This is a genomic window from Streptomyces viridochromogenes (assembly GCF_001270495.1).
Classification (GTDB): Bacteria; Actinomycetota; Actinomycetes; order Streptomycetales; family Streptomycetaceae; genus Streptomyces; species Streptomyces viridochromogenes_A.
This window is the reverse complement of the sequence record NZ_LGUR01000064.1, coordinates 1-2,256: the sequence shown is the minus strand read 5'-3', so window position 1 is coordinate 2,256 and position 2,256 is coordinate 1. Positions and strand designations below refer to the sequence as shown.

The window sequence follows — 2,256 nt, the reverse complement described above, 5'->3', positions numbered from 1 at the left end:
GCCGAGGACCAGGACCGCCGGTACTACGCGATCACCGTCAGGCCCCAGGTGTTCGTCAACCTCGTGCCGGACCACGTGATCTTCCACCGGATGTACCCGATGGCCCACGACCGGACGGTCGTGGAGTGCGACTGGCTGTACCTGCCGCACGTCGTCGAGAGCGGCAAGGACGTCAGCCGGTCCGTGGAGCTGTTCCACCGGGTCAACCAGCAGGACTTCGACGCCTGTGAACGCACCCAGCCCGCGATGAGCTCACGGGCCTATGCCAAGGGTGGCGTGCTGGTGCCCAGCGAGCACCACATCGGAGAGTTCCACACCTGGGTGCAGGAAAGGCTCGACGCGGGCCCCGCACACTGATCCCGTCCCCTCCGGTACCGCCCGTCTGCCTGCCACCGGCCTCCGGCAGGTGGACGGGCCATCGACTCACCAACACCCCTACCCCTTGACAGCTGCCGCATCTCGCCCAGAGCATGTTGCGTATAGCGAAGGTCGTTGTGTTATGCGAGACACCTCCCCGTCTGGAGCCCGAATGAGGACCATCACCGTCGTCGGAGCGTCGCTCGCGGGCCTGAGCACGGTCCGCGCGCTGCGCGCAGAGGGCTACGACGGCGGCATCGTCGTCGTCGGGGAGGAACGCCACACCCCGTACGACCGCCCGCCCCTGTCCAAGGACTTCCTCAAGGGCGACCTCGACGCCGACGCGCTCGCGCTCGGCGACGCGGACGAATACGAGGACCTCGACGTGCGGTGGCTGCTCGGCGAGCGCGCGGTGCGGCTCGACCCCGCGGACCGGTCCGTCGTGCTGGCCGGCGGACGGCAGCTGCGCTCCGACGGAGTGGTCGTCGCGACCGGTGCCGGCGCCCGGATGCTGCCCGGCACGGACGGGCTGGCCGGTGTCCACACCCTGCGCACCCTCGACGACGCCCAGGCCCTGCGCGCCGAACTGCTGGACGGACTGCCCAGGGTCGTCGTCATCGGCGCCGGTTTCATCGGTGCCGAGGTGGCGTCCACCGCCCATCGGCTCGGGCTCCAGGTCACCGTCGTCGAGGCGCTCGACGTCCCGCTGGAACGCCAACTGGGGCGCGAGATGGGTCTGGTGTGCTCCTCGCTCCACAACGACCACGGGGTTCGCCTGCTGTGCGGAACCGGCGTTGCGGAACTGATCGGAGAGGGCAGGGTCACGGGCGTACGACTGGCCGACGGACGGGTGCTGCCCGCCGACATCGTCGTGGTCGGGGTGGGCGTCCGGCCCCACACCGACTGGCTCGCCGGATCCGGCGTGCGGGTCGACGACGGTGTGGTCTGCGACGCCGGCTGCTCGACCACTGTGCCGGGCGTGGTCGCCGTCGGTGACGTCGCCCGCTGCCCCAACCCGTTCACCGGACGGCATGCCCGCATCGAACACTGGAGCAACGCCACCGAACAGGCGAGGACCGCCGCCCGCACACTGCTCTCCGGTGTGTCGGCCGCCGCCCCGCCCACCGCGCCGTATTTCTGGTCCGACCAGTACCAGGTGCGCATCCAGGTGGCGGGACATGTCGCCCCGGGTGCCGAGCCCGAGGTCGTCGAAGGCGACGTCGACAGCCGCACCTTCACCGCCGTCTACCGCCGCGAGGGCGCTCCCGTCGCCGTCCTCTCCCTCAACCAGCCGAAGTTCTTCAACCGGCTCCGCCGCACCCTCGTCCCGGCCGCCGCGGCCACCGTGTCATGAGCGCCCCGCCCCAACTCACCCCGCCCGCACGGGAGACCGCCATGAGCATTCCGCGTCACCTGCGCTACACCTGGGACCACGAGTGGCTGGTCGTCGACGAGGGCAACGCCACGGTCGGCATCACCGCGTTCGCGGCGAAGGCCCTCGGTGACGTCGTCCACCTCCGGCTGCCCGCGGTCGGCACCTGGGTCGAGGCGGGCGAGAGCTGTGGAGCGATCGAGTCACTGACCGCCGTCAGCGATCTGTACGCCCCCGCCTCGGGCCAGGTCCTTGAAGTCAACACCGCGCTGACCGACGACCCCGGCGTCGTCAACTCCGCTCCCTACACCGTGGGTTGGCTGTTCCGGTTGCGGGTCGAGAACATCGCCGGCGCACTGTCCGCCGAGGCCTATGCCGCCCACTGCGCCCACACTCAAGGAGACCGCCGATGACCCTGTTCAACCAGTCCCTGCACGAGCTGGACCCGGCGATCGCCGCCGCGCTCGACGCCGAGCTGGAGCGCCAGCAGTCCACCCTGGAGATGATCGCCTCCGAGAACTTCGCGC

3 protein-coding genes are annotated in these 2,256 nt (G+C 70.6%); all 3 read left to right on the top strand.

All coding sequences use genetic code 11. From position 1 onward, the window contains the following. A partial coding sequence (locus tag ADK36_RS08750) for an SRPBCC family protein (RefSeq protein ID WP_276525831.1) occupies positions 1–357 on the top strand: 357 nt, incomplete at its 5' end. Positions 358–529: 172 nt separating this feature from the next. Then, positions 530–1,711 carry an NAD(P)/FAD-dependent oxidoreductase gene (locus ADK36_RS08745; protein ID WP_053196934.1) on the top strand — a complete coding sequence of 394 codons (1,182 nt, stop codon included), beginning with the start codon at positions 530–532 and terminating at the stop codon, positions 1,709–1,711. A gap of 41 nt (positions 1,712–1,752) precedes the next feature. Further along, positions 1,753–2,142 (top strand): glycine cleavage system protein GcvH, encoded by a 390-nt coding sequence (gcvH, locus tag ADK36_RS08740; RefSeq protein WP_048587584.1) that lies wholly within the window; start codon positions 1,753–1,755, stop codon positions 2,140–2,142. The last annotated feature ends 114 nt before the right edge of the window (positions 2,143–2,256 follow it).

Coding starts and splice junctions, on each gene's coding strand:
- ADK36_RS08745 (WP_053196934.1), top strand. CDS start 530: ATGAGGACCATCACCGTCGTCGGAGCGTCGCTCGCGGGCCTGAGCACG.
- gcvH (WP_048587584.1), top strand. CDS start 1,753: ATGAGCATTCCGCGTCACCTGCGCTACACCTGGGACCACGAGTGGCTG.